Source organism: Sphingomonas sp. BL-S-05, assembly GCF_055521695.1.
This window is the reverse complement of the sequence record NZ_JBVFVS010000006.1, coordinates 42430-63918: the sequence shown is the minus strand read 5'-3', so window position 1 is coordinate 63918 and position 21489 is coordinate 42430. Positions and strand designations below refer to the sequence as shown.

The window sequence follows — 21489 nt, the reverse complement described above, 5'->3', positions numbered from 1 at the left end:
GTCGTGCTGCCGACGATCAGGGTGCGAAGCGGCGAGTGTCAATCGGCGTCCAAAAGGAACCCCCTATCGGCGTGCAAAAGGGACCCCCTGGACGGCACGCCGCACCGCCCTGGCGGAGACGGAGTAGCGGTTGCGGTCGAAGCTGATGAGGCACGTGCCGCTCACCGCGTGCTCGCTCTCATGGAAGCCGTCGAAGGGCGCGACCACAGGCTGGAGCACCGCACGTTCGGCAGCCCAGGCCTGGGCGACCGTCAGCTCCTTCTGCTCGGGATGCTGGTGCAGCTCGGCCCAACGGCGACACTCCGCCTCCAGCCAACCGTTGAGCTCCTCGATGCTGGCAAAGCGCAGGCGTGGCTGGAAGAAGCGGCCACGCGCGGTCTGCACCTGGTTCTCGACCTGACCCTTCTCCCAGCCGGCTGCCGGCGAACATGCCGTCGGTTCGACCATGTAGTGGTTGGCCATGACCAGGAAGCGCCGGTTGAAGACCCGCTCCTTGCCGGTGAACACGCTCGTCACCGCCGTCTTCATGTTGTCGTAGATGCCGCGCGTCGGCACGCCTCCAAAGAAGGCGAACGCCCGCGCATGGGCGTCGAACAACATCTCCTGCGTCTCGCGTGGATAGGCTCGCACGTACATCGCCCGTGATGCGCACAGCCGCACATGCGCGACCTTCACGCGCATCGGCTTGCCCGCGATCTCCACGTCCTCGTGGCTCCAGTCGAACTGATAGGCCTCGCCCGGCCGGAACAGCAGCGGGATGAACGCCGGCGCATCCATCACGTCGCGACGCCGCGCCTGCCGCCAACGGGCCGCATAGCGGCGGACCGCATCGTACGAGCCGTTAAACCCTTCGCGCAGCAGCAGGTCGTGGATGCGCGTGAGGCGCAGCTTCTCGCGCCGCGGCCGTGCCTCGTCTTCCTCCAGCAACGCGTCCAGTCGCGTCTGAAACGGCCCCAGCTTCGGCAGTGGCTGCACCTCGCGACGATACGCCATGTCCGCCTCCGGCGCCCGGATCGCCTTGCGCACCACCTTGCGCGACAGGTGCAGGTCCCGCGCTATCGCCTTGATGGCCTTCCCCGACGCGTGCTCGCGCCGGATCCTCAACACCCTCTCCAATACCAGCATCCCGATCTCGCCGCCTGACACACCGCCAAGCGAGCAGCCTAGACCACCGGGATGAGGGGTCCTTTTTCGACGCCGATCACCCCGCTACCGGGGTCCCTTTTCCACGCCGATCCACAGCCGATCTTCGGCGCGTGGAGGGAAAGCGCAGTCCGTGCAGCCAGCTGGCGCTCACCGACGCCAAGCTGCGCGCGCTTCCTTCACTCCTCAGTACGGCATGGCTGTTCGACGTCGTGCCCCGGGCAATGGGTGCGATGACCGTACCGACGCTGCACAACGGCGATGGTGAGGAAGTGGTGTTCCACCGCGTCCGGTTCCCCTTTGCGCGGGGCGCAACCCATGCGCTGATCGGCGACCAGCTCGATCTTTTGCCAGCCATGCAGCGCGAAACTTCGCATGTCTGGAACTGGCTTGGCGAAAAAACGACATCGACCCGGAAGGGCACAGGCCACATGGCCTGGGGTGTGACGATGATGGACGGCACGCCGGTGCTGGGCAATATCGAGCTGAAAGGGCGCGCGCTGATCCTGGCCGTTACCTCCGCCGAGCGTGCGGCACGCGGCACGGCCCTCCTGGCAGACACATTGGGCGACTTGGTCGGCACGCCGCTTAGCACGATCGAGACTGTCGAACAGGCCATGACCGCACATCGTGAAAACCGGCCTGAGCCGGCACCAGCCATCGCGCCTGAGGTGGCAACCCCACTCGTCCATGCCATGCTCGATCGTCAGTATCGCGCTACGCTGGACGAGCCCGTCGGCATGCTAGGCGACATCACGCCGCGCGCTGCAGCCCGGACCGCAGCGGGCCGCCAACGTCTTTCGGCATGGCTGAAGCATCTGGAGAACCGCAGCGGCAGTCAGCCGGATCCGAATGATCCGATGGCCACTTACGATTTCACCTGGATGTGGCGAGAACTCGGTATCGAGAAGCTGCGCAAATAGCGCTTCGATCCCCGCAAAAACTGGCAGGCACCAGCCGGTGTCGGCCTACCGTGAGTCTGTGTCCAAATAATGCACAGGGGCCATCTGGCGGGTCTGATTTAACACGGACGAGAACCTGAGGTCTTGTCCAGTCGCGAGGTGCGCCATTGCAGTGGGACATTTGCGAATGTCGGCCTCTAGCCACTCCAGTCCCGCCTTATCGAGCAAACGGAGCAGGGCATCATCGCTTTGCGGCGGTGACTTTGCGATCATGGCAAATAGTCGCTGCCCGCGGACTCGCGCCCTTGGCGGTTTGCCTACGTAGGGTGAACGGACCATCCGGGCTATCAGGCGATCTCCGCATGTCCGGCGTGCCTCGCCTAGGTCGGCATCGGTGCAGCCCCTACGGACTGCGATCGCGTAAACCGGAAAGCCGTAATCGTCTCCCAGGTAGCGGACCGCCATTGCCGGTTCGGACCGTTCGGGAAAGAAGCGGACCGGGTCGAATGCAAGTGCGCGAGTCCGTTCCTGGAAATCGTATGCCCGCGGAGCGTCCTGTGCCGCCAAGGGCGCGGCTTGGCCGAGGACGAGCGCAGCGGCGATGCAGGCAGATCGGATCATGCTCATACATCACACGGCCTGTCCGGGCTGCATAGCCAGTTTCGCTGGCGTCGCGAATGCCGCCTACCCCCAACCCAGTCAGTCCACTTAGGGTGTCATTTCGCCCTCAGCCGGAACCGACCCCAGTAAGTTTTTATTATTACAAATATATTCAGCTTTTTCTACTAAGCAAAATTGGAGCTCCTGATTATTAGCTTTATTAGTATTTTGCTTTCCCTAACCATAGCTCTGCTTGTAGATTTACTCTGGCGAGCAGAAGCGAGAGCTGGCAAAATATTGTTAACAGCCGTTACGATGGCTACACTGATCGTCGCAATTGGGTTCGCTCAGGTAGGCTCATCCGAACAAACGGACCCTTTAGTTCCTTGGATTGCCATCTTGTCAGCGACGCTCCTGTTAAAGTGGCTTCATACCATATTCCGGGAAACGGACGGAAAATGACGCAATTCCTCTGCTTGGGGGGACCCGGATACCGTCTAAGGTTATTAGGGGCCGGACCGCTTTTTCGGGATGCGCTGTCTTACGTTGAGCAGACCTACATATTCATCTAGCATCGCGATACGCCCTGCCTGCCGACACACGGTGCCGGCGATGGGGGTCAGCAAGGTTTTCAGCGCCGTTGACCCTTGAAACGCTAAACGCTCCGGTCCGTTAAGGCCGCGCTTCTCTCTGCCCGTCGCCTCGAAACAATGTTGAGCGCTTCGACCGCAGCAGAAAATGCCATCGCGGCGTAAATGTAGCCTTGTCAGCGATTGAGGCCGGGTTAGGAGTATCAGTTCTGCCGATCAGCACGACGGGGGCACATGCCGTTCGCACCAGCCCCATCTTCGCTGCAGAAGCACCACTAGTACTGTCTGTCTATGCGTGGGAAGCTGGAGGAGCGACGGGCGAACTGGTTGCCGCGATGACCGATGTCATATCCGAGCGCTAACGAGAGCTAAGCCTCAAGCCAGGCATGCTCTCAAAAACCGAGCGTATATCTGGGTCCGTTCTATGTACCGACCCCTTTATTGCAGTTCCAGGCGATCATCATTGCGAGCCGCTACATCTATCGATCCGTTCAGAAGCCGTTAACCATTCCAGTCGGTCCAGGTTCCCGTATTCGTTAGCGGTTGAGGTTGAAGGGCATAAAGATTGACCATGGCCTTAGATCGACGACAGATGCTGCAACTCGGGACCCTGATTGCCGGTGGATGGGCCGTCAGCTCAGTCCTGAAACGAACTGCACCGATCGGCCGGGATGTCGCTAATCCCGAGGCACTGGCGGCTATCTTCGACGACCGAAGATCTCCTGCGAGTGGCCCGCCTACAGCGTCGCTCCGTTTGGCGGCCTTTACCGACTATCGATGCCCTGCGTGCAGGCGTGCATTCCCGGCCATGGAGGAAGCGATCCTGAGCGACGGAGATGTCCGCGTCATCTACAAGGACTGGCCAATTTTCGGACCGCCCTCGGAGCGCGCTGCGCAAGTTGCGCTCGCAAGTGCCGAGCAGGGTATTTACCCGGCGGTTCACAAGCAGCTCATGATCGACAGCAGAACCATCAGCGACAGCGTTTTGCAAGATATCGTCGAAAAAGCAGGCGGTAATTGGAAGCGTATAAGTGCTTACCTAATATCACACGACCAGCAGATCATGGCGCAGCTGCGTGCCAATGGGGCGCAGGCTCTCACCCTCGGGCTGGCGGGGACACCGGGCTACCTTGCCGGATCGGTGCTGGTAGTGGGCGCTATCGACAAAGCTGATTTCCTTAGGCTGTTCGCGCGCGCACGCAGTTCGAGGAAATGATATTGGACTGCACACCTACCGATCTGGTTTTTGTTAAATTGCCATGCTCATTATGTCTTTGTACGCTGAGAGAACCTTATTGCGCACTTGCAGCGTCGCCTCAAACCCGATTGAAGCCGCTTGCCGGGCAAGCATAACCTTTGCGATATCGGTGGTTTCGCCCCGTTCATAGGCGACCGTCAACGCCCCGGCCTTTGCACCTGTTTCGTTTACTTTTAGCACCTGTTCTACAATTGTCGATGCGAAGCTGCTATTCGCTCCAGTAGCCGAGCCAACTGAGCCAGGGCCTTCAACTTTTTGCAGCGCTTGGCTCATGGCCGCATCAAACGTAGGCCTTGCAATCCCGCCAGCGCTTGCCGGCGACGCCGCACTGCTGTTGACGACATTTCGGAGGGCGGAATTCCGGTCGAGAACCGCACTTCGCAAGGCCATGACATCACTGACCGAAATATTGCTCACAACAATCTCCCAAGCGAAACGGTAGCTGGGAAGCGTTACGAGATGGTTAAAAACCTTAGGACAGATTGCCGATGTTTTAAGGGGACCGGCGCAGCCGCGTTGCTCGGGGCGAAGAGGCTTGCCGGTCTGCTCGTGTGCGCCTCTGGAACGTGCACCGCCGAAGAACCCTGAGGGGTAAGCTTCGCCGTCGCGTAAAATAAGATGCGGCCTGTCATGTTCAGACAACCTTGGGGTCGGCCCGCGGTTGGGGATCACGAGATGGCCTGTGTTGCAACGCATCGCGCCGAACGAACGGCGGAAGAGCGATCACGGTCCTTTCATATCCTCAACGTTCTACGCGGTCTCGCCGCTATGAGCGTCATCACCTTGCATTATCCGCAAGCCTTTGCGCCTTTCGTAGCGAGCGGAGCATACCTTGCCGTTGACCTGTTTTTTGTCATGAGCGGCTTCGTGCTCGCCCGCGCTTACGATGTAAGGCTTCAAGACGGAATGGGTGGCAGAGCGTTCATCGTCACTCGGCTGATACGCCTTTACCCATTCTATATCCTGGCCCTGGCGCTGGGCACCGTTGAATTAGCATACTATTATCGAAACGATCATCTCGCAGCAGAGATAATACTGTCCAGCGTCTTCAACTTCGTGATGTTGCCATCGCCGCCTGTGGGCATCCCCTACCAACCGCTGTTTCCTGCCAACTTCGTAGCTTGGACTCTTTCATTCGAGCTGTTCGCGAACGCTGCTTACGGCTTTGGTTTTGGGGTTCTAACTCACAAACGACTGAGACCGTTGAAAAAGGCTTGCGCGAAATCGGCGTGGCGGATGGCTGGTGACGCCGGCCACCGGGGATACGCCGCGTATCAGGCCGCCGCGGCCTGCCGGGCGAGCAACTGAAGGTTGTATGCCGCGGCAGCCATGGTGAACTCCTCGGCGGCTCCTGACAGGCCCCGCAGCTTGAGCGTTCGTAGCCCCAGGTTGCGTTTCAGATGGCCGAACACGCGCTCGATCCGCTGTCTTCGACGCCGTGCGTGCACATAGGCGTCGGTGCCGGCAAGGGCGCGCACGGTATCGCGGGCTTCCTCGCTGACGAGCCGGGTGACACCCCGCTTCGGACCGATGGTGCATTGCGGCTTCAGCTCGCAGGCGGCGCAATCGGCCGGCCGGCTTCGGTAGACGCGCACCTGCTTGGTCCGGTTGGTGCCGCAATAGCCGAGCAGCTTGTCCGCCGGACAGCGGTAGGCATCCGCTTCCCGGTCGTAGCGGAAGGCATCCCGGGTGAAGAAGGCGTCCCGCTGGCGGGTCCGGTCGATGACCGGGATGTATGGCGTGATGTTCCGGTCGATCAGCCAGCGGAGCAGCGGACCGCTACCGTACGCCTTGTCGGCCGAGAGACTGGCGGGTTCGATGCCCAGCCTGGTGCCGGCGCGTGACACCAGCGTCCGGGTCGCCGCCACCTCGGCTGCGAAGCGGGCGGGCGTGGCCTCCACGTCGAGGATGCAGTCGGTGTCGAGGTCAAGCAGGGGGTTGATGGCGTATGCGTATCGCGCCGGTCCGTGCTTGCAGGTGAGCGCCGCCTGCGGGTCGGTCGGCGATATGCTGGTCGGATCGACGGGCGCCGGTTCGTCGGGGCCCGGCGGCAACGCGGCATCGAGCGCCGCCAGGTATTCGGCGACGGGTCGCGATATGCTTTCCCTGCCACGAAGCTCGTCTGCGGCGTCGGCCCCCTTCAGCTTCTTCTCGCGGCTGGCGTCGGCCATGATCGTGCTGCCGTCCACCGCCACGTCGCGCCCCGCCACTAGCCCGGCCACGGCGCATCGTGCGACCACCTGCTCGAACAGCAGGCGATGCAGGTCGCAGGTGCGGAAGCGGCCGTGCCGGTTCTTGGAGAAGGTGGAGTGGTCGGGCACCCGGTCGGCCAGATCAAGCCGGCAGAACCAACGATAGGCGAGGTTGAGGTGCACCTCCTCGCACAAACGCCGTTCCGAGCGGATGCCGAACAGATAGCCAACCAGCAGCATCCTGAGCATCAGCTCCGGGTCGATCGAGGGTCGCCCACTCGCGCTGTAGCTCGACGCCAGTGCCTCGCGCACGAAGCCGAAGTCCAACACGCCGTCGATGCGTCGGAGCAGGTGGTCAACCGGCACATGCTCATCAAGCCGGAAGCCGTAGAACAGCGCGCCCTGTGCCACCTGCCGTCCCATCATGTCCGTGATCCCTTGCCGTCTGCCAAGAGTGAATCACGCCTCCATCGCCGTCGCAAGCACGCGTTTTTCAACAGTCTCGACTGGGAGTGATCGTTGGTATATCGGGTTTGATGCTTTTGGCATTGGCGCTCGTTCGCGGCAATCTCAATGGAGGAGCATATTGGCCTGATGCTCATCTTGCCGCAATCAGGGTCACCTTTTCATTCTTTGTCGGAGTTTTGATTCATCGCGCGCGGGAGACAGGAAAACTAGCACCGCTATTTTCCGTGAAATTACCCCAAATCATCATCATCGCAATCACGGTCGGTGCCCTTGGTTCACCCATATCACCTGTTTTGCGGGGGTTATTCGATGCGGCCTGCGTGCTGCTCGTCTTTCCACTGATTGTAGCCGCTTCGATTGGACGCAACCCTGTACCAAGCCGAGGAATGTGCGCTTTCCTCGGGGAAATTTCTTATCCCATCTATGTCTTGCAAATCCCCGTCTTCACGATTGGGGTAATGGGCCTGCCCAAACTTCTACCAGGTCTGCCGCAATTACCCGCTCCCTGGTCCGGGATTCTCCTGCTGGCTGCACTCTGCACCGCGTCCTGGTTCATGGCCACGCGCATCGATATCCCGCTGAGGCGCCGGTTGAACGCTGCGGTACTGCGGCATCTCCAACCTGGGTAGAGGCTTAATGATTCCACGAGGATCCGCTTTGATGGCCAAGCCCGCCCATTCACATACCGCAATTCGAGAAAGCCAGACATGATCCAGCGCGCTAAGCTCCGTTTTCCTCATGTGACGCTACGGCCCGACCCGTCGCGTACCCTGGTCAGGCCGTTTGAGCCCGGCTATCCGCGAGGTTTCGACGCTGGCACGACCCGCACTCAGGAAACGGTCAATCTGATCCTGTCGCTCGGCGAGGCGGAGCTGACCCGTCAGCTGGAGGGCGTCACCGCGTCCCTGGATGAGAACCACCGCGACGTCGACACGATGCTGCGGCGGCGTTTTGACGAGGTCGCCGATCACTTCGACGGCGCCGATCGCTGCGACGATGCGCGACGCCGACTGATCGGAGCCTATTTCAGTCAGGAATACGCCTATGAGAGCGCGGCGTTGTTCAATCCCAGCGCCGTGCTGCATCCCGACCAAAGCGACGTTGGCGATGGCGAGGTTCGGTTTATCCTCTCGCTGCGCGGGATCGGCGAGGGCCATCTGTCTTCAGTTACCTTCCGTACGGGGCGGTGGAAGCCGGGCGGCACGCTGGTTGTGGACGATCCCAGCTCGGTGTCGATGCAGCCCATTATCGAGCGTGCCGATACAGACGACCTCGCCCGGCTTCGGTATGACGGCAGCGAGACCTTGTCGGAAACTGTGCTGTTTCCCGTGCTGCCTAGCCAACGCCAGGGGATCGAGGATCTCAGGCTGGTCCGCTTTGACGAAGGCGACGGCACATTCGCCTACCATGGTACATACACTGCGTTCAGCGGCGCGGAGGCGCGATCGGAGCTGCTGACCACGACCGACTTCAGAACGTTCGAGATGCGCGCGCTTACCGGCGATGCCTCATTGGGCAAGGGGATGGCGCTTTTTCCCCGTCGGATCGATGGCCTGTTCGCGATGCTCGGTCGCCAGGACAACAAGAACATCTGGCTACTGAGATCGGACGACATCCTCCACTGGGGCGGTGGCGCCAAGCTGATCGAGCCGCGGTATCCGTGGGAGTTTGTCCAGATGGGCAATTGCGGCTCACCGATCGAGGTGGACGAGGGCTGGCTCGTCTTGACGCACGGGGTTGGCACGGTGCGCAACTACTGCATCGGCGCCTGCCTGCTCGACAAAAACGACCCCTCGAAGCTTTTGGCGCGGACGCCTCGCCCGGTTCTGGCTCCCAGCCCTAAACAGCGCGACGGCTATGTTCCTAATGTCGTCTACAGCTGCGGCGCGCTCGTCGTCGGCCGCGATCTACTGCTCCCCTACGCAGTGGCGGACAGCTTCACCGCGTTCGCGACCACGACGGTCGACGATCTGCTCGCAGTGATGGAGTGATTGGGCGGCGTGCCTTGAGGGATTTCACCGCCGATTGCGTATTTAATAATATGAGCGGTTCTGGTGCGCCTGGTCAGTCGGTGGTTCCGGCCAGCGCCTGGATCCGCAGCAGCGTTTGAGGCGGTGCATGCGCCTTGCAGCCTTGGCGACTATCGTGATCCAGGCCCAAGCGATGGAGGCTTTCGCATGTCACCGCAGATTCTGAAGCTTTCGGCACTTTCCGGACTCGCAGCGGCGCTCGGCGGGTGCGCGACCTATGGGCCGCCCAGCCGTAACATCGCCTATTTCGCAGTGCCGTGTAATACGCCGGGAGCTTTCGTAGCGCAGCCCTTGTCAGCGCCGGACGCGCCTCCAGCCACGCCCGGTCCCGGGGGACCCGGCGGCCCAGCCGCGCAAAATGTGCAAGCTTGCATGATCGCGGTGCCCGCCCAAAATTTGGCATATAATGCGCGCTATCGGGGGGGCGGGGGCTATTACGATCCCTATTATGGCTATCCCGGCTATGGGTCGCCCTTCTATGGTTCGATTGGGATCGGCTTCGGACTTCACGGCGGTGGTTATGGACACGGTGGCAGCTTTGGCCATCGCGGCGGCTTCGGTCATGGTGGGGGCGGCGGTCATGGCGGCCACTGACGCGCCGATCTGTTCGAGCTTGTTCGTACGGGAAGCGTAGCCGCAGCGACACCATCCGACTTTGCTTGGATGACGACTGCCGGGCGTATTCGGGACAGGAATCATCCTACGCGACACCCGGCGTGTGAGGGACGAACGCCGTGCGCACGTAAATGTGAATAGAGCGCGCGCTAGAGCCGGCTTGGGAGAATGGCTTTATGCGTACAGCAGCTGACACGTCGACGTCGCAGGAAAACGTGGATTGCATCATCATCGGCGGTGGCCCCGCCGGACTGACGGCCGCGACCTATCTCGGGCGCTTTCTACGCAACTGTGTCGTCATCGACGCGGGAGCGGGGCGTGCGAGTTCGATTCCGCGGTCACACAATTTGCCGGGCTTTCCAGACGGGATTGGTGGTGCTGATCTGCTATCGCGGATGAAACGGCAAGCACAGGCTTACGGCGCGACGATCGAGCAGGGCAAGGTGGTTCGCCTGGCGATCGTCGAGGACGGGTTCTCCGTCGCGACGGAAACGACAAGCTGGCAAGGCCGTACCGTGATCTTGGCGACCGGCGTCCGAAATCACCGGCCTTCAATGCCTCAGGCGTCGCACGATGCTGCATTGGCGCGCGGCCTGATCCGCTATTGCCCGGTGTGCGACGCTTACGAAGCGAAGGGCGCCAATATCGCTGTGCTGGGCTGTGACGATCATGGTGCTGCCGAGGCCGAGTTCCTCCGCCCCTATGGCGCGCGGGTGACGCTGCTGGCGCAGCGCTCGCCCGAACTCTCCTGGCCGGATGAGGCGCGGCTTATTAGGCTCGGTGTCGACGTCATCAAGGAAGCGGTGAACCAGATATCGATCGAAGGCGATCAGATCGCGGTTCGACTGGCAGATGGGCGTCGCCTCTCGTTTGATACCCTGTATCCGGCACTTGGCTCCTCGCCGCATACGCAACTCGTCGCCGGGATCGGCGTGAAGCTTGGCGAAGGCGGCTGCGTTGTCACCGACGCCCATCAACAGACCTCGGTTAGCGGTTTGTACGCGGCTGGCGATGTCGTCGAAAGTCTCGATCAGATCAGCGTTGCAATGGGTCAGGCCGCGCAGGCAGCGACGGCGATTCACAACTCGCTCCGCGCCAGCGAGGACAAGTAAGCCGGTTGGAGCATCGACCGAAAATATAACATAAGTGCTCGCATCCCGATCCGGTTAAGTCTCGGGATGCGAACCTAGATCAGTGACCGCGGTAGTTGTGTAAGCGTGGCGTGAGGACCGCAGTTTATGCGGCTTGGGCTGTTGGCTGATCTGTCTGGGGCACCCAGTTCCACGGCATCAGCTCGTCCCAGCGGGTGGCGGGCCAGTCGCCGGCGACCCTGGCGATGACATCGGCGATATAGGCCTGCGGGTCGACGCCGTTGGCCTTGCAGGTCTGGATGACGGTGTAGATGGCGGCGGCTCGCTCGCCGCCTGCGCGCGAACCCGCGAACAGCCAGTTGCGCCTTCCCACGGCGACGCCGCGCAGGGCCCGCTCCGCGATGTTGTTGTCGATCTCCAGACGCCCGTCACCCAGGAAGCGGCACAGCGCCGGCCAGCGTTTGGTGCCATAGGCGATGGCTTTGGCCATGTCGGACTTGGGCGACAGGCGGCGAAGGGCAGCGTCGAGCACCTCGCGCAAGGCGTCGACCAGCGACTGGCTTCGTTCCTGTCGCGCTCGACGGCGTACATCCGGCGGCTGACCACGCACCTCCGCCTCGACGGCATAGAGCGCGCCGATGCGCTCTAGGATATCGGTGGTCAGCGGCGTGGAGAGGCGCTCGTGCAGGTCGAACACCTTGCGCCGGAAGTGTGCCCAGCATGCCACCTCTGTGACGCCACCGCGGTACAGGGCGTCATAGCCCGCATAGGCATCGGCCTGGAGAAAGCCGCGAAAGCCGGCGAGATGCGCCTGCGGGTGCGCCGCGGTGCGGTCGGGCGTGAAGCGATACCATGTTGCGGGCGGTGTCGTGCTGCCGGACGCCTGGTCGTCGGCGGCGTACACCCACAGCCGCCCGGTCGCGGTCTTGCCACGGCCGGGTTCGAGCACCGGCACCGGCGTGTCGTCGGCGTGGATCTTGTCGGCCTTGAGCACCTCGTCACGGATACGGCTGACCACCGGGTCGAGCAGTGCTGCAGCTTGCCCGGCCCAGCCCGCGAGCGTCGAGCGGTCGATCTCGAGCCCCTGCGCGGCCATCATCTCGGCCTGGCGGTACAACGGCAGATGGTGGTCGAACTTGGAGACGACGACGTGCGCCAGCGTCGCGAAGGTCGCCTTGCCCCGCGCCACAGCGCTGACCGGCGCGGGTGCCTGGACGATCTTCTCGCAAGACCCGCAGCTGTATTTGGGGCGGACGTTGCGCACGACCCGCCAGCGCACCGGCACGATGTCGAGCATCTCGTGCGCGTCCACGCCCAGCCGGCGCAGCGCACCACCGCAGTCCGGGCAGGTGCAGATACCGGACGCCGGCTCGTGGACGACCTCCTCGCGCGGCAGATGCTCCGGCAGACTGCGGACCGGTGCCAGGCGCGGCGCTACTCCAGGCACCGCAGTCTCGACTTCCGAAACATCCCGCTCCGTTTCCAGCTCTTCCAGCGCCAGCTCGAGCTGTTCGATCTCGCGGCCCAACTTCTCGGAGGAGGCACCGAACTGCATCCGCCGCAGTCGAGCGATCTGCCCGCGCAACGTGTCGATGAGCAGATCGCGGGCGGCGAGCGCGGCATTCGCCCGGGCGAGCGATGCCTCCAGTGCGGCGATCCGCGCGGTGGCATCAGCAGGGGAAACAGGCGCTTCCAGCACCCGCATTTCATAACAGATCACGCATCGACGGGCGAGAAAAAGCGTCGCAAAACCGCCGTTTTCACCCCGCCAGCGTCGGCGTGAACGTCCGCTCTGGGCGACGCCAGTCGATGCCCTCCAGCAGCATCGACAATTGTGCCGGCGTCAGCGTCACCGTGCCCGTCGCGGTCACCGGCCAGACGAACCGACCCCGGTCGAGCCGCTTGGAGAACAGGCACAGGCCTTGCCCATCGAACCACAGCAGCTTGACCAGATGACCCCGCTTGCCCCGGAACGCGAACAACGCGCCCGAGTGCGGGTTCTGGGCCAGCACCTGCTGCACCAGTACCGCCAGGCCATCGAACCCTTTGCGCATGTCGGTGACGCCACACGCCAGGAACACCCGCGTCGGCAACGGCGTGGGGCTCAACGCAGCACCGACAACACTCGCGCCAGCGCGCCGGCGTCCACCGACCCGTCCACGCTCACTCGGACGCCACCCGGAAATTCGATGCAGATGAGGCCAGACGTGGATGTCGCCGGCTGCGGCGCAGGTGCGGCGACATCGGCCACGCGCACCTCGGCGAATGCCGGCAGCGCAGGCGCGACCCCGCCCAGCTTGCCCAGCCGCGCCTGCTTGCGCCACGTATAGATCAGGCTGCTCGACACCTCGCGCCGGGCGATGACATCACGGACCCGCACGCCCGGCCGGAACGCCTCGGCCAGGATCTCCAGCTTCTCCGCGTCCGACCAGCTCCGTCGGCCCGATACCCGGCCGACCACCTCCACACGACCAGTCGTACGAGCGCTCGTACGACCAGTCTCAGAACCGAAAACTTCCCGCACCGCCCGCGCCCTCGTCAAAGACGATAAGCATCCCGGCTACGGCCAAACGGGCAAGGCGGCCCTCAGGCCACGCTTACGTAGTTGTCGTGGCCGCCTTGGTAGCGCTGATTATAGCTGCGATCATACCCATGCTGCCGCTCGTAGCCATGCTGTCGAGGGTAGTAACCACTGTTATTATAATAACCGTTGCGATTGCCGTTATATTGCCTGTTGACAGTGTTATAACCATGCCCACCACGACGATTATACCCACGGTTGCCATACCCGCGCTGAGAATGACCATCTCGATTCTGCCAACCGCTATGGTTGCGATCCCGGGCAAGCGCCGCGCTTGGTGCAAGAGCACCAGCTGTAGAGGCGACCAGTGCGACAGCCGCAAACATTTTGCCGAACATTTCTGTTCTCCTCATCGTTCAATCACGTGAGACCTTGGTAAGTTGTTCGGGTTGAAGCAGTTCTGAATGCATCTGTCAGCAACTGTTCACGCCGACATCGGTGACGATCCTGTCACCATATTTTGCTGAGCGGCACGTGTGAGAGGTGACGCCTGCCGCTACCCCTCACCTAGCTGTAGGCGCTTGCAATCGTAGCGGCGTCTGCTCGCAAACGGAGCGATTTTCTGCTCGGATTATCTGACAATGGGCGGAGCAGTCTGCTCACGCTAATTGCCAATGTGCTCGCCATCATCCGGCGCTGCTCGCAGTCATGGTCGCCTGCTCACATTATCTGCCAGCGGGAGTGGCGTCAGCGTGGCACCCGGATGGAGCCGTCCGCGATCCCTTCGGCGATATTTGAGAGCATGACGGCGTAGCGGTGCAGGCCGGGGAAGCGACCGGCGTTTCTCTCGATCTCTTCGCCGTATCCGGCATCGAGCAGCGCCTTGAAGTCCGGCATCACGTCGAACATGCCGCCGAGCAGATCGATATCGGAAGCACCGATCAGCAGCAGGGCATTCGCATGGGCGTCGAGGCGTTTCATCGTCTCCAGCATTTCGGTTTTGGTCATCGCACCCTTTCCGCTTGCGTGGTGTCATCGCCTATTATGCGCTGGCCCTGTTCGCGAAAACCTTCCTTTCTGACGATCCTGCCGGCGGGCCATGACCGCAACGCATTTCTGCGGCCCGCCGCGTGTCAAAACTGTTCTGGAAACCCGCTTCGCAAAAGCGTCTGCCGGCGACGGGTTTGGAGAACCCACTGGCAGGGAGTGTGAGCACGACGCCCCGTTTGCAAGCAGCGCCGGATGATGGCGAGCACACTGGCAGATAATTCGAGCACGAGGCCATGCGCCAGTGGCAGAAAGGGTGAGCAGAAAATCGCTCCGTTTGCGAGCAGACGCCGCTACGATTGCAAGCGCCTACATGTAGGCGTGTCGACCGATTTGAGTTCCTGCCATACCGCGCTGGTCGATGGGATGGCCTTCGAGGGTCATGTTCCGATCGTGGATATGAAGCGTGCTCTAACGCAGCGTCCCAAGTGGGTTCGAGGTCTTGCCGTTGCAGGAATGCCGCTAGGCTCGCCGGGGATGGAAATGCCGGGCAGACCGGCCCAGCCCTATGCGGTCGTTGCGTTTGGGCCGGCAGAGCAAAGGCTGTTCGCCCGGCACTGAAGACATGAAGACTCTTGGCACGAATAACGGAGGACAAAGGCCGACGGGATAATCCGGACGGCTTGGCGCGGCGGGCTGCATGGCCTAATAAGAAGCCATGAAAACAAGCCGGTAGCGGCGTTCACCGGCAGGAGAGAGCGATGTCGTTTCCGACATTGAGGCTGATCGGCCTCGCCGTGGGTTCAGCCACGTTGCTGGCAGGATGTGCGACCGGGCGATATGCACCCCGTTATGCTTATTACCGGGTGCCCTGCACCACACCGGGCGCTGTCCTTGCCCAGCCCATTGGCCTTGAAGCCGGTCCGGTCGCCCTCGGCCCGCTTCCTGTTCCGTCGAACGCGCCTTTCTCTGATCTCACAGGCGCAGTGCCGACCTGCGTAGTCGCGGTGTCGGCGGCCGACTACCGTCGCGCTTATTATCCAGGAGGCTATTACGGCCGGCGCTATGGATCGTTCGGGCTAGGGTTTGGCTTTGGCGGCGGCCACTTCGGCGGAGTGCATCATGGAGGGAGACACGGTGGGGGCCATGGCGGGGGGCATCATTGACCACTTACGTAGCAGATGAATGACGCCTGCCGGCTCGGTTCCCACCGCATTCATCCCGCTTGGTCTACGACACCCTTAAGGCGTGGCGACCGGCCACTCCGCTTTGAGGAAATGATCATGAAACGCTTCCTGATCGCCGCAGTAGCTGCACTCACGTTCGGCTCACCGGCCATGGCTCAGTCCTATGGTGGATATGGTGGGCAGACCTATCGGGGCGAGGCGCATGCCCGAGGTTACGATGGCTCGGGCTATGAGCGATCCGGCGGATATCACGATCGCGGGCCGGGCTATGGCTACAACGACCGTAGCTACAACGACCACCGTTATGACGATCGTGCCTACAACGCTCGAGCCGCACGTCACGAATGGCGGGAAAAACAGCGGCATGAGCGTCGCGAGCGCCGCGAACATCGTGGCGGGAATCGCTACTACGGCTACTGAGTTCGCTAGGGCGCAAGGGCATCCCGCTAGCAGGCGGGGTACTTTGGCATAAGGAGTTTTGTAATGGCCGATTTATCATCTGCCTCGAACCCGACCACCTCGCGAACGCAGGGCATGCTTTGCCCAGTGTGCCGTGTGGACCTCGTACTAGCCGACCGGCAGGGGATCGAGATCGACTATTGCCCGCAGTGCCGGGGCATCTGGCTCGATCGCGGTGAGCTCGACAAGATCATCGAGCGCAATGCCGCCTACGAAGCGGCTGTCGTTCCGCCTCAGCCGAGTTCGGTCCCTCCCGTGCCGAGCCCAGGCTATGTCCAGCCGGGACCTTGGGGCGGCGGGTATGGCGATGAGCATCATGGCGGGCATCGTGAGAGCCACCACGGCGGCTATCGCCGTGGTGGATTCCTTGGAGGCTTGTTCCGGCATTGAGCGAACCGGAACAGAACTTCGCTCGGTCGATGCCGGGCATAGGGCAATGAGCGAGAGTCCACCGTGATCAGGAAGATTTACCTTGGGTTAGGTGCGTTGATCATCGCAGGTCTGGCGACCTCGCCTGCGCTTGCGCAACGTAACACACATGGTGCCGGCGTTAGCTGGAGCGGGAGCCATGGTGGGGTGAACTGGGACGGGGCCACGCCTATGAGGGCGGAAACTATGGCGGCTACCCAGCCGTCTCCTTCCCATATCCTGTGTACAAACCTTTGCCTCCCGCCTTCAGGGTGCCGAAGCTCTCAACTTCGGTCGATCCCGTCGCCGCGGAGCATGACTGGCACGGTGACTACCGCGATCCTGACCATGCGAGCAAAGTCAGCCGGCGTTAGAATGGCAGGTCTACTCAGCAACCGTGCTTGACAAAACCGGGCCTATCCCTCATATCCATCGGCGGACGCGGCTCACGGGCTGCCCCAATTCCGAGGCCCACGCTTAGCGTGGGCTTTCGCGTTTCTGGGGACCTGTATGTTGTATTTCGCCTATCTTGACGAGTTCGGCCACATCGGTCCGTATGTCGCGCGCGACGATCCCGCATACAATGACAGTCCCGTCTTCGGGCTCGGCGGCATGATACTCCCCGCATCGTCCGTTCGCCAGTTCTCGACCTGGTTCTACCAGCTCAAATGCAACATGCTGGCTTGGGAGATCGGGCAAAGCGGCCAGCATCCCGCGACATGGGAGAAGAAGGGCTCGGCCCTCTTCACCACCATGAACGTCGAGAAATATCGACAGGTTCGCACGGCGGCCAATCGCATCCTCAACAAGATCCGCGCGTGCGGCGGACATGTCTTCTACGTTGGACTCGAGAAGAACCGCCCCGTCGCGGAGTTCAAGGCGCAGGCGCTCTACTGAGGTGGTCCCGCCTATTTGGACAGTTTTAAGGCTGAGCTAAGCTAATCCGGGTTGTCGATCATGCCGCCATTTTGGTCATCAGATCATGGGGGGCATGCCCCCCATGATCTGAAGCGCCGAGCCACCCATAGGCTTCCGCCGGGGTTCGCCCGGCTAGCCCCGAGTGGGGTCGCTGGTGATTGTAATAGGTGATCCACCGGCCAAGGCCAGCGCGCAACTCCGAGCCGGTCTCGAACGCGTGCAGATACACGCACTCATATTTGAGGGAGCGCCACAGGCGCTCGATGAACACATTGTCCATCCACCGACCCCGGCCATCCATGCTGATCCGTACCTCGGCGTCGCGTAGCACGCTCGTGAAGGCGAAGCTGGTAAACTGGCTGCCCTGATCGGTATTGAAGAGCTCAGGCCTTCCGAAGCGCGCAAGCGCTTCCTCCAGCGCCGCGACGCAGAAGCCCGCGTCCATGGTGTTTGACAGCCGCCAGGCCAGCACCTTGCGCGTCGCCCAGTCCATGACCGCGACCAGATACAGGAAGCCCCGGCGCATCGGGATATATGTCACGTCCGCGCACCAGACGTGGTTCGGTCGCTCGATCGCCAGCTTGCGCAGCAGATAGGGATAGACCCTGTGCTGCGGGTGCGGATCGCTCGTGCGCGGCCGCTGGTAGATCGGCGACAGCCCCATCTTCGCCATCAGCCGCCGCACCCGTCGTCGTCCAACATCATGGCCATTACGGCGCAAATGCCGGACCATCTGGCGGCTGCCGTACCACGGCATGTCGAGGAACGCCGCATCGATCACCCGCATCAGCGCCAGCGTCTCTTCGGTCTCCGGCACTGGCGCGTAATAGTAGCTCGACCGGCTGATCGACAGCAGACGGCATTGCGCCGCGATCGACAGGCAGTGGTGAGCAGGATTGATCCGCTCCCGCCTCCGTGCCACGCTCATCGACCGGAGGCCTTCGCTAAAAAATCCCGCTCCACCAGTAGCTGCCCGATCTTCGCGTGCAGCTTGTCCACCTCCGCATCGCTCGCCGCCCTGGCCGCCTCACCGGCACCGGAGAACGTCGCCGACATCCCTTCGATCGCCTGACGCTTCCACGCCGCGATCATCGTGTGATGCACCCCATGCTTCGCAGCCAGTTCCGCCAGCGTCATATCGCCACGGATCGCCTCCAGCGCCACCTTCGCCTTAAAATCCGCGCTGTAGCGCTTTCTCGTCGTCTTCATTCCCGTTCGTTCCTCACGTCGGGATTAGCTTAGCAACCTGTCCAGCTTTCCGGGACCACCTCACTACCTCACGGTTCTGGGCGAGGCGATGAAGCGCCTCAACCAATATGCCGATCAGAACAACGCCGATATGGTCATCGTCATGGACGAGCATCAGGATCGCGAGGCTATCCTGACCCGCGCGAGCCAAGCCATGTATGGCGGCCCCTCCCCCCGCCGCCGCATCATCGAGCCTCCCTTCCAAGTCGAAAGCGAACGCTACCAGACGTGCCAGTGCGCCGACTGGCTGTGCGGTCTGGTTGGTCGCGTCGGCGCCTATCAAGCACGTCCCGACGAATGGGCTGACATGGCATGGTCGCAGACCTACTTTCAGGATCGGCTCGACGCGGCATCGGTGCGAAGCTCGATCCGCCTGCAAACGGCTGCCGCCGAAGTCGAAACGGTGGAAGCCCTGCCCGCCGTCGTCGATACGGGTCTCGCACAGCCTGTTTCGGACAACGACGACACGACAGCGTGATCCGGCAGGTCATTCCTCCGGCATATCGCTCAGCCGGGTCGGATGCATCGTTCCAACGATGAAGACGGGTGTGCCACGTGGCACACCTATGGACGCGCCCAGCGCGCGGGGTGAACCCGTTCACGCCGCTGCCCTCCACCTCTGCAACTGCGATGCCGTTATTTCCGACGATATGCTGATCGTCATGGCCTATCTGGCGGCCGAGCCGACCGTCTATGCCGATGCCTGGGGCTACCGCGACGCGATGGCGGCCCGCATGATCCCGCTGCGCCACGCCATCGACATTATGACTGGTGAGCCGATCGACGCGATACGGGACGCGCGCGGCTTCTCGCCGCGCGCCGCAAGCCGATCGGGAGCATCAGCGTCTGGACTGGGTAGGGGGCTGTCGCCGCGCCGCCGCGTCGAGATCGGCCACGGCCTGCGCCGCCGCCTCGCAGTCGCTGCCGGTTTCCTGACCCCGCTCGCAGCGTGTGACGACCAGTCTCGCCTCGTCCGCGTGGAAGCGGAAATAACCCGCATCTCGCGGCTTAATCACCCCGCAACCGGCCAGAATGATCGTTAGGGCAGCGGCGATGGCCACCCACTGCTTACTATTCCCCATTATGTTGATCCTCTCCATATTCCAGCCCAACGCCACTTTCCCCCGTTGCGACGCCATGCCTGAAACCCGCTGCGGTAAAGTCTACCGACCCACCTGATGAGAACGAGGGCGCTGGCCGGAGAGATCAAGCTAAAGGCGCGTGCGAAACGTGTGATGCGGATGAGCATCGAAGCTGCCATGAGCCAAAGTCCGGCAGGGAATATGGGCAGCAGGCCAGCCATTAATGGCCACCTCTTGATCGCCCGAACATCACGACCCGCCAAAGATACCAGATGACGGCCAGCGCGAGCACGGCGTTGCTCACCGGTTCGATGACGTTCGCCACCTGACTATAGCGCTCGCCCAGCTCATAGCCCGCCAGCACGAGGATAACGGTCCATATGGCCGAGCCTGCGAGCGTCGAGACCAAGAATGGGCCAAGGGGCATCCCGCTGACCCCAGCGGGTACGGAAATCAGGGTCCGGACCCCCGGGACCATGCGCCCGAACAGAACCGCCCAACGACCGTAGCGGTCGAACCAGCGGTCGACATGATCGACCTCATCGGGCGTCAACGTCAGCCATCGGCCATGGCGGGACGCAAAGCGCTTCAATCGATCGATGCCGATCCAGCGACCGGCATAGTACCACAGCACTGCCCCTGTAGCCGATCCGAGGGTACCAGCGATCGCCACTACCCACAGCGAGCCGCGCCCTTGGGCAGCGGTGTAGCCTGCAAGTGGCAGGATCACTTCCGACGGGATCGGCGGAAAGACGTTCTCGGCCAGCATCAACAGGAAAACGCCAAAGCCGCCGAGTGACGCGAGGATCGATGTTATGATGTCGAACACAAACCAGCCTCGTCAGAAGATCCAATAGGAGATCGCGCAAATCACGAGCAGGAGGGCGACGACGGACCCAACGATCCGATTTTCCAGGCGCGGACATTCGACGTTCCTGATCCGCACGGCGACCTGCCAAGCGGGTCGAACCGGACACCGCCACGAACCTGCGGCAATCCGATCCAGCTCGGCATCCGACAACCCGAAGAACGATTTTGCTTCACCGCGCGATCGTCCCGCTAACCCCATCACCCGCAGCACCACGTCGCTCCATGCGACATCGATCGCGCTCGGCCGATCGACCATCGTGCCGTGCGCGTCGCCGCCCGCCCAAGAAGGGGACAGCAGGCCGATGATCTGGTGGGGATTGCGCTCCAGCAGCGTCGCCCAGCGCAGCAAGCGATGTTGGCGGTCACGCACCGCGATGGTCCTCGCCGGTGCCCGGCGCCGGGTAAGGGATCGCACAGGCCGCATCCATCGGCTCGCCCAAGGGCTCGTCATCGGCTTGCCGAGCTGCCGACGTCGCCATTGGTGGCGCGCTTGAGCGGACGAGAGCAGCGCAGGGTGAGGAAGGTGGTAGCGCTCAGGATAAAGGCGATGTCGTATAGGCCATAGCCCACGGCCGCGCCGAGTGCGCCAGTCGCCCACAGACTGGCCGCCGTCGCCGTGCCTGACGCTTTGTCGCCCTTCTTCAGAATCGCGCCGCCCCCGATGAAGCCGACTCCCGTAATCAGACCTTCGAGCAACCTGGCTTGCGCTGGAGACGTGCGGCCGAGGATCGCAATGCCCACCAGCACGAAGCCGCAACTGGCGATGGCAACCAACGGGAATGTACGGATGCCTGCGCTGCGGGCGTCCTTCTCGCGATCCCAGCCAACAGGAAGGGCGAGCCCATAGGCGATGGCGAGACTGACAATATGGGTAGCTATTTCGATCCACGAGCTTTGAAACATGCCTTCCCCTGCCCAGA

Annotated in this window: 23 protein-coding genes and 2 pseudogenes; 13 read left to right on the top strand and 12 right to left on the bottom strand. The window is 62.4% G+C overall.

Annotation, left to right across the window (positions count from 1 at the left end; translation table 11 throughout):
* Positions 1 to 66: 66 nt before the first annotated feature.
* Positions 67 to 1125: pseudogene (istA, locus tag ACZ1JS_RS20080) on the bottom strand (IS21 family transposase); the annotation flags it as partial.
* Positions 1126 to 1256: 131 nt separating this feature from the next.
* On the opposite strand from istA, the gene ACZ1JS_RS20075 reads away from it, so the two are divergent.
* A complete protein-coding gene (locus tag ACZ1JS_RS20075; RefSeq protein ID WP_465169041.1) occupies positions 1257 to 2066 on the top strand; it encodes a hypothetical protein in 810 nt (269 codons plus the stop codon).
* A gap of 1740 nt (positions 2067 to 3806) precedes the next feature.
* On the top strand, positions 3807 to 4451 hold the full coding sequence (locus ACZ1JS_RS20070) for a DsbA family protein (protein WP_047867254.1): 645 nt from the start codon (positions 3807 to 3809) through the stop codon (positions 4449 to 4451).
* A 33-nt stretch (positions 4452 to 4484) separates the two neighbouring features.
* Here the strand turns inward: ACZ1JS_RS20070 and ACZ1JS_RS20065 are convergent, their stop codons facing one another.
* Complete coding sequence (locus ACZ1JS_RS20065) at positions 4485 to 5135, bottom strand: flagellar hook-basal body complex protein FliE (RefSeq protein WP_319625199.1); 651 nt, start codon at positions 5133 to 5135, stop codon at positions 4485 to 4487.
* A 126-nt stretch (positions 5136 to 5261) separates the two neighbouring features.
* Here ACZ1JS_RS20065 and ACZ1JS_RS20060 point away from each other — a divergent pair, with 126 nt between their 5' ends.
* Positions 5262 to 5801, top strand: coding sequence for an acyltransferase family protein (locus ACZ1JS_RS20060; RefSeq protein WP_053058620.1), 540 nt, complete (start codon positions 5262 to 5264; stop codon positions 5799 to 5801).
* Here ACZ1JS_RS20060 and ACZ1JS_RS20055 read toward each other — a convergent pair.
* The gene (locus ACZ1JS_RS20055) at positions 5768 to 7111 is read right to left on the bottom strand and encodes an IS1182 family transposase (RefSeq protein ID WP_047867256.1); all 1344 of its coding nucleotides are present in this window, start codon (positions 7109 to 7111) and stop codon (positions 5768 to 5770) included. The genes ACZ1JS_RS20060 and ACZ1JS_RS20055 overlap by 34 nt on opposite strands.
* Before the next feature lie 110 nt (positions 7112 to 7221).
* Here ACZ1JS_RS20055 and ACZ1JS_RS20050 point away from each other — a divergent pair, with 110 nt between their 5' ends.
* The 4 genes from ACZ1JS_RS20050 (at position 7222) to ACZ1JS_RS20035 (ending at position 10910) form a co-directional block, all read left to right on the top strand.
* Positions 7222 to 7782 carry an acyltransferase family protein gene (locus ACZ1JS_RS20050; protein WP_126053652.1) on the top strand — a complete coding sequence of 187 codons (561 nt, stop codon included), beginning with the start codon at positions 7222 to 7224 and terminating at the stop codon, positions 7780 to 7782.
* 78 nt (positions 7783 to 7860) lie between these two features.
* On the top strand, positions 7861 to 9144 hold the full coding sequence (locus tag ACZ1JS_RS20045) for a glycoside hydrolase family 130 protein (protein WP_010408731.1): 1284 nt from the start codon (positions 7861 to 7863) through the stop codon (positions 9142 to 9144).
* A 411-nt stretch (positions 9145 to 9555) separates the two neighbouring features.
* Positions 9556 to 9777 (top strand): hypothetical protein, encoded by a 222-nt coding sequence (locus tag ACZ1JS_RS20040; protein ID WP_010408734.1) that lies wholly within the window; start codon positions 9556 to 9558, stop codon positions 9775 to 9777.
* A 197-nt stretch (positions 9778 to 9974) separates the two neighbouring features.
* Positions 9975 to 10910 carry an NAD(P)/FAD-dependent oxidoreductase gene (locus ACZ1JS_RS20035; RefSeq protein ID WP_016510913.1) on the top strand — a complete coding sequence of 312 codons (936 nt, stop codon included), beginning with the start codon at positions 9975 to 9977 and terminating at the stop codon, positions 10908 to 10910.
* A 124-nt stretch (positions 10911 to 11034) separates the two neighbouring features.
* On the opposite strand, the gene tnpC is transcribed toward ACZ1JS_RS20035, so the two are convergent.
* From tnpC to ACZ1JS_RS20010, 5 genes are all read right to left on the bottom strand, one after another.
* Positions 11035 to 12594: an IS66 family transposase gene (gene tnpC / locus ACZ1JS_RS20030; protein WP_037447103.1), complete on the bottom strand. Its 1560-nt coding sequence runs from the start codon at positions 12592 to 12594 to the stop codon at positions 11035 to 11037.
* A 55-nt stretch (positions 12595 to 12649) separates the two neighbouring features.
* Positions 12650 to 12943, bottom strand: a complete 294-nt coding sequence (gene tnpB, locus ACZ1JS_RS20025; RefSeq protein ID WP_119184635.1) for an IS66 family insertion sequence element accessory protein TnpB — start codon at positions 12941 to 12943, stop codon at positions 12650 to 12652.
* Between the two features lie 50 nt (positions 12944 to 12993).
* Positions 12994 to 13350, bottom strand: coding sequence for an IS66-like element accessory protein TnpA (tnpA, locus tag ACZ1JS_RS20020; RefSeq protein ID WP_086011137.1), 357 nt, complete (start codon positions 13348 to 13350; stop codon positions 12994 to 12996).
* Positions 13351 to 13475: 125 nt separating this feature from the next.
* The gene (locus ACZ1JS_RS20015; RefSeq protein ID WP_465169040.1) at positions 13476 to 13808 is read right to left on the bottom strand and encodes a hypothetical protein; all 333 of its coding nucleotides are present in this window, start codon (positions 13806 to 13808) and stop codon (positions 13476 to 13478) included.
* Between the two features lie 349 nt (positions 13809 to 14157).
* Entirely contained in the window at positions 14158 to 14391 is a 234-nt protein-coding gene (locus ACZ1JS_RS20010) for an arylsulfatase regulator (RefSeq protein ID WP_231372556.1), read from the bottom strand.
* 384 nt (positions 14392 to 14775) lie between these two features.
* On the opposite strand from ACZ1JS_RS20010, the pseudogene ACZ1JS_RS20005 reads away from it, so the two are divergent.
* The 4 genes and pseudogenes from ACZ1JS_RS20005 to ACZ1JS_RS19990 form a co-directional block, all read left to right on the top strand.
* A pseudogene (locus tag ACZ1JS_RS20005) lies at positions 14776 to 15018 on the top strand (DUF411 domain-containing protein); the annotation flags it as partial.
* A 662-nt stretch (positions 15019 to 15680) separates the two neighbouring features.
* A complete protein-coding gene (locus tag ACZ1JS_RS20000) occupies positions 15681 to 16004 on the top strand; it encodes a hypothetical protein (protein WP_126053655.1) in 324 nt (107 codons plus the stop codon).
* Positions 16005 to 16067: 63 nt separating this feature from the next.
* A complete protein-coding gene (locus ACZ1JS_RS19995; RefSeq protein ID WP_233420134.1) occupies positions 16068 to 16433 on the top strand; it encodes a TFIIB-type zinc ribbon-containing protein in 366 nt (121 codons plus the stop codon).
* 528 nt (positions 16434 to 16961) lie between these two features.
* The gene (locus ACZ1JS_RS19990; protein ID WP_465169039.1) at positions 16962 to 17348 is read left to right on the top strand and encodes a DUF3800 domain-containing protein; all 387 of its coding nucleotides are present in this window, start codon (positions 16962 to 16964) and stop codon (positions 17346 to 17348) included.
* Between the two features lie 58 nt (positions 17349 to 17406).
* On the opposite strand, the gene ACZ1JS_RS19985 is transcribed toward ACZ1JS_RS19990, so the two are convergent.
* A protein-coding gene (locus ACZ1JS_RS19985) for an IS3 family transposase (RefSeq protein WP_184504135.1) occupies positions 17407 to 18578 on the bottom strand; the annotation gives its coding sequence in 2 pieces (ribosomal slippage) (positions 17407 to 18314 and positions 18314 to 18578; 1173 coding nt in all).
* Positions 18579 to 18666: 88 nt separating this feature from the next.
* On the opposite strand from ACZ1JS_RS19985, the gene ACZ1JS_RS19980 reads away from it, so the two are divergent.
* Complete coding sequence (locus tag ACZ1JS_RS19980) at positions 18667 to 19095, top strand: DUF3800 domain-containing protein (protein WP_465169038.1); 429 nt, start codon at positions 18667 to 18669, stop codon at positions 19093 to 19095.
* Between the two features lie 172 nt (positions 19096 to 19267).
* Positions 19268 to 19660 (top strand): hypothetical protein, encoded by a 393-nt coding sequence (locus tag ACZ1JS_RS19975; RefSeq protein WP_465169037.1) that lies wholly within the window; start codon positions 19268 to 19270, stop codon positions 19658 to 19660.
* A 259-nt stretch (positions 19661 to 19919) separates the two neighbouring features.
* Here ACZ1JS_RS19975 and ACZ1JS_RS19970 read toward each other — a convergent pair whose 3' ends face one another.
* The 3 genes from ACZ1JS_RS19970 to ACZ1JS_RS19960 all read right to left on the bottom strand — a co-directional run bounded on the left by ACZ1JS_RS19970 (position 19920) and on the right by ACZ1JS_RS19960 (position 21472).
* Positions 19920 to 20528, bottom strand: coding sequence for a DedA family protein (locus ACZ1JS_RS19970; protein WP_047867287.1), 609 nt, complete (start codon positions 20526 to 20528; stop codon positions 19920 to 19922).
* Positions 20529 to 20540: 12 nt separating this feature from the next.
* Positions 20541 to 20918: a hypothetical protein gene (locus tag ACZ1JS_RS19965; protein WP_126015099.1), complete on the bottom strand. Its 378-nt coding sequence runs from the start codon at positions 20916 to 20918 to the stop codon at positions 20541 to 20543.
* Positions 20919 to 21016: 98 nt separating this feature from the next.
* Positions 21017 to 21472 (bottom strand): MgtC/SapB family protein, encoded by a 456-nt coding sequence (locus ACZ1JS_RS19960; RefSeq protein WP_126015091.1) that lies wholly within the window; start codon positions 21470 to 21472, stop codon positions 21017 to 21019.
* Between the last annotated feature and the right edge of the window lie 17 nt (positions 21473 to 21489).